The sequence below is a fragment of the Lacihabitans sp. LS3-19 genome (genome assembly GCF_024343575.1).
Lineage (GTDB): Bacteria > Bacteroidota > Bacteroidia > Cytophagales > Spirosomataceae > Leadbetterella.
This window is the reverse complement of the sequence record NZ_RJUA01000050.1, coordinates 1-2,418: the sequence shown is the minus strand read 5'-3', so window position 1 is coordinate 2,418 and position 2,418 is coordinate 1. Positions and strand designations below refer to the sequence as shown.

Below are 2,418 nucleotides of genomic sequence, written 5' to 3'. Positions count from 1 at the left end.
TGCATGGACGGGTCCTAATAGCTTTGTTTCCACTGACCAAAATCCAAGTATTACCTCAGCCACAGTCGCCATGTCAGGAAACTACATGGTCACTGTTACAGATGCCAATTTGTGCGTAAGTTCTGCGGAAGTGGCTGTCGTAGTTAATCCATTGCCAACTGTCATCATTGGAAGCAACAGTCCGATTTGTGCAGGAGCTACTTTGAATTTGACTGCCTCTGGCGGAACAACCTATGCATGGACGGGTCCTAATAGCTTTGTTTCCACTGACCAAAATCCAAGTATTACCTCAGCCACAGTCGCCATGTCAGGAAACTACATGGTCACTGTTACAGATGCCAATTTGTGCGTGTACTTTGAATTTGACTGCCTCTGGCGGAACAACCTATGCATGGACGGGTCCTAATAGCTTTGTTTCCACTGACCAAAATCCAAGTATTACCTCAGCCACAGTCGCCATGTCAGGAAACTACATGGTCACTGTTACAGATGCCAATTTGTGCGTGAGTACTGCGGAATTAGCGGTCACTGTGAACACCTGTGGACTTCCACAGCCAAGCCCAATTGTTGGTTCGAATGTGGCATGTCAGGGTAGAGATAGTCTTGTTTACTATGTTGACTTGGTGCCAGGGGCTACATCTTATACTTGGACTTACTCCGGAAATGGTCTAACATTTCATCAAGGGATAAGTAATACCAGAATAATCACCATTAATTTTTCTTTTGCTGCTACTTCAGGTACTTTGACTGTGGTGGCAAATAATAGCCAAGGTTCAAGCCTCCCTTCTTCCATGAATATCACGGTGTTTGCTGCACCTTCATCACCTTCGGCCTCGGGGATTACAATTCCATCAGGTTCAAAAGGTATTATAAATGCAAGCGGATGTACAACATACAGATGGTATCAGCAGCCTTTACTTGGAGCTTCAATTTTTGCGGGGGCGAGTTTTACAACGTCTGCTTTAGATGCTTCAAAAACCTATTACATTGCCTGTAAAAACGAAGCTTCTTGTGAGTCACCCCGGACTCAAGTTCAGGTAAACGTTCCATGTTCCTCTTCTAATTCAATCAGTACCAATTATTCAGCAGGCGATAACTTGATCCCCAAGGCTAGTGCATCAAACGGTTTAATTACCGCCACTAACAAAGTAGAAAATACCGCCAAAATCACCTACCAATCTAAAGCCATTTTACTCGATGTAGGCTTCAAAGCCGAGCCTGCTGCCGGAGGGTATTTCAAAGCTGAAATAGGCGGGTGTAATTAAAAATCTATAATCCCTTTCAAATCATTAAAAAAACAAACTCATCGAATGTGATGAGAGGTGAATTGAGAAGCTAAGTAAAACATTATTAATCAAACTATTATGAAAAAGTTATTGCTTTTTGTTGCTATTGTTTTGAGCACTCATTTTTCTTATGCTCAACAATTCCCCACTTTTGATTGGGCAAGAGTTGCAAATGAAAGTTATCCATCGATTCCTTCTGTGGGAACTAATTATGGTTCTTCAATCAGATTAATTAAACGCGATGCTGCTGGCAATATTTACATCGCTGGTGATTTAAACAAGGCTATGGTATTTAATGGCCTTAATATCTACGGTCAGAATTTTTACCAGGAGGGCAATATGTACCTTATGAAATTAAATCCAACTGGAGAAACCATTCATTGGGTGAAAACGATGAATGGAGGAGGAATAAATAATTTCACTATTGATACTGATGGTTTTCTTTACTGTAATGGTGCGATGGGAGATTACGGAATTTTCAAATATGGTGCTGCCACTATTGCTGGCGGTACTACATATCCCAATATAATACCAGATGATGCTATTTTCTTTAAAGTAAATGCCAATAATGGCGATTTGGTTTGGGTAAAAAATGCCAGTAATCAGGATAATTATAGTAATTACCCTCTAATCCAAACTGATGCCAACGCCATATATGCAACCGATGGATTAGGATTAAATGCCAGTAATTCAACCACGCCAAGGGGGTATAGAATTATAAAAATATTAAAATCTATAGCTGATGCTGACCCCGATAACTTTATAGAAACCACCTTATGGGCATTGGATAAACCTTGGGTAAAAGCCAATATCGACCCTCTTTATGAAAATCATATTTTTGATATGAAACTCACTAATGACAAACAAAGTCTATGGGTGTATTTAATGACTGGTGACGTTTGGATTGATGATTTTTCAAATCAACAATACGACACTCGAGATATGATTCTGGTTAGGCTTGACAACCTCAATAATACTTCGCCTACCGTTGGATTTATGAAGAAATTCACAAGCCTTATTCCACTTAATCCAGGAGATTTACAAATTGATAGTCAGGGAAACATAATCATTACTGGAAGCTTTCGCACAGACCCAAATCGTTACACCTCGAATGCAAATGGAAAAGCCGAGG

At 40.2% G+C, this 2,418-nt stretch carries 3 protein-coding genes; all 3 read left to right on the top strand.

Annotated elements, in window-relative coordinates:
• Positions 1–406, top strand: a 406-nt coding sequence (locus tag EGI22_RS15195) for an immunoglobulin domain-containing protein (RefSeq protein ID WP_255069306.1), incomplete at its 5' end; no start/stop codon positions are given.
• Positions 357–1,265 (top strand): 3-coathanger stack domain-containing protein, encoded by a 909-nt coding sequence (locus tag EGI22_RS15190; protein ID WP_255069305.1) that lies wholly within the window; start codon positions 357–359, stop codon positions 1,263–1,265. The genes EGI22_RS15195 and EGI22_RS15190, both read left to right, overlap by 50 nt.
• A gap of 99 nt (positions 1,266–1,364) precedes the next feature.
• The coding region (locus tag EGI22_RS15185) for a hypothetical protein (protein ID WP_255069304.1) at positions 1,365–2,418 on the top strand (1,054 nt) is incomplete at its 3' end.